The organism is Clavibacter lycopersici, assembly GCF_003576405.1.
In the GTDB taxonomy this organism is placed as follows: Bacteria; Actinomycetota; Actinomycetes; order Actinomycetales; family Microbacteriaceae; genus Clavibacter; species Clavibacter lycopersici.
In genome coordinates this window covers 1-1,880 of sequence record NZ_QWGT01000362.1, presented here as the reverse complement: position 1 = coordinate 1,880, position 1,880 = coordinate 1, and the positions used below count along the sequence as shown (strand labels likewise).

Sequence of the window (1,880 nt, the reverse complement as noted above, 5' to 3'; positions counted from 1 at the left end):
CGGCGGCGGCGCGTACACGGAGTACTGGGCGCACCAGGCCGCCGTGCTCCCCGTCGACGACCTGCCGCTGTACCGGTGGCGGATGGACGCCGAGCGCCAGCGGAGGACGCGACCGGGATCCTGGGCGCTCGAGCACGCGCCGCTGATCGCCGAGGTGCGGGCCGAGCTCGCCCGCACGGGCCCGGTGCCCGCGAGCGCGATCGAGCACGAGTCGAACGTCCGCACGGGTCCGTGGTGGGGCTGGTCGGACGTGAAGCGCGCGCTGGAGGCGATGTTCGCGTGGGGCGAGATCGCGAGCGCCGGGCGGCGCGGGTTCGAGCGGGTCTACGGGCTCGCGGAGGACGTGCTGCCGAGCGCCGCCCTCGACCGCGAGGTGCCGGAGGAGGACGCCGTGCGGGAGCTCGTGCGCCGTGCCGCCGTCGCGCACGGCATCGGCACCGCGGCCGACCTCGGCGACTACCACCGGCTGTCCCGCGCCGCGACCGACCGCGCCCTCCGCGACCTCGCCGACGCGGGCGAGGTGCTGCCCGTCACGGTGCCCGGCTGGGACGGCCGCGGGAAGCCGCTGCCCGTGTGGCTGCACCGGGACGCGCGGCTGCCCCGGCGGATCCGCGGCGAGGCGCTGCTCTCCCCCTTCGACCCGGTCGTGTGGTTCCGCGAGCGCGCGCTGCGCCTGTTCGACCTGCACTACCGGATCGAGATCTACACGCCGGCGGCGCGACGCGTGCACGGCTACTACGTGCTGCCGGTGCTGGTCGACGACGAGGTCGTCGCGCGGGTGGACCTCAAGAGCGACCGGCAGGCGGGCGTGCTGCGCGTGCAGGCGTCCTGGATCGAGGGGCGGCACGATCCCGCGGCGGTCGCCGAGCGGATCGCGCCGCTCGTCGAGCGGGCGGCCGCGTGGCAGGGGCTCGACGGCGTCGGGGTCGTCGACCGCGGCACGCTGGCGTCGGCGCTGCGGGCGCACCTGCCGGGGATCGCGGCGGCGGAGCCCGCCGACCCCGCGGGGTGAGGCGCGGTCGCTAGAACTGCACGCGCGGCGGCTCGGCGATGGACGCGAGGCTCGAGACCTCGTAGAAGTCCCGCTCGCCGAAGCCCAGCCCGCGCACGAAGAGCGTGTTCGGGAAGTGCGTGATCTTGGTGTTCAGCTCCCGGACGCCGCCGTTGTAGAAGCGGCGCGACGCCTGGATGCGGTCCTCGGTGTCGACCAGCTCGCCCTGCAGCTGCAGGAAGGTCTGGCTCGTCTGCAGCTGCGGGTACGCCTCGGCCACCGCGAACAGCGACTTCATCGCGCCCTGCAGGTGCTCCTCCGCGGTGCTCGCCTCGGCGGGGCTCGCGGCGCTGATCGTCTCGGTGCGGGCGGAGGCGACCTTCTCGAACACCTTCTGCTCGTGGGCGGCGTAGCCCTTGACCGACTCGATGATGGTCGGCAGCAGGTCCGCGCGCCGCTTCAGCTGCACCGTGATGTCGCTCCACGCCTCGTCCACGCGGACGTTGAGGGTGACGAGGGCGTTGTACGTGGCCCAGAGGTAGATGCCGACGAGAACTGCCAGGAGCACGACGACTCCGAGCGCGATCCACAATTCCATGCTCAGGATCCTACGCGCGGGTCTGGGGAGGACCCGGGCATCCGGGGCCCGCGCACCCGTTCTGGGGGCGTGCGCCTCGCCCGCCTCCGCCGCCCGTGTCCGCGCCGCCCGGGCCGGGTCAGCCGCGCTCGCGGAGGGTGTCGCGGAGGAAGCGGTAGGAGGAGCGGGGCGTGCGGTCGCCGGTGCGCGGATCCACGTGGACGAGGCCGCGCGGCGCCTGGCGCCCGGCCTCCCACTCGAAGCCGTCGAGGAGGCTGCCGGCGACGACGGCCTCGAGCCGCACGCCCTCCG

3 protein-coding genes are annotated in these 1,880 nt (G+C 74.9%); 1 reads left to right on the top strand and 2 read right to left on the bottom strand.

All coding sequences use genetic code 11. The features are described from left to right. Nucleotides 1–1,012, top strand: a 1,012-nt coding sequence (locus tag DZG00_RS15100) for a winged helix-turn-helix domain-containing protein (RefSeq protein ID WP_147360053.1), incomplete at its 5' end; no start/stop codon positions are given. A 10-nt stretch (nt 1,013–1,022) separates the two neighbouring features. Here DZG00_RS15100 and DZG00_RS15095 read toward each other — a convergent pair. Both DZG00_RS15095 and DZG00_RS15090 read right to left on the bottom strand, forming a co-directional pair. Further along, nucleotides 1,023–1,589, bottom strand: coding sequence for a LemA family protein (locus tag DZG00_RS15095; RefSeq protein WP_119383142.1), 567 nt, complete (start codon nt 1,587–1,589; stop codon nt 1,023–1,025). 118 nt (nt 1,590–1,707) lie between these two features. After that, nucleotides 1,708–1,872 carry a family 1 glycosylhydrolase gene (locus DZG00_RS15090; protein WP_233550162.1) on the bottom strand — a complete coding sequence of 55 codons (165 nt, stop codon included), beginning with the start codon at nt 1,870–1,872 and terminating at the stop codon, nt 1,708–1,710. Between the last annotated feature and the right edge of the window lie 8 nt (nt 1,873–1,880).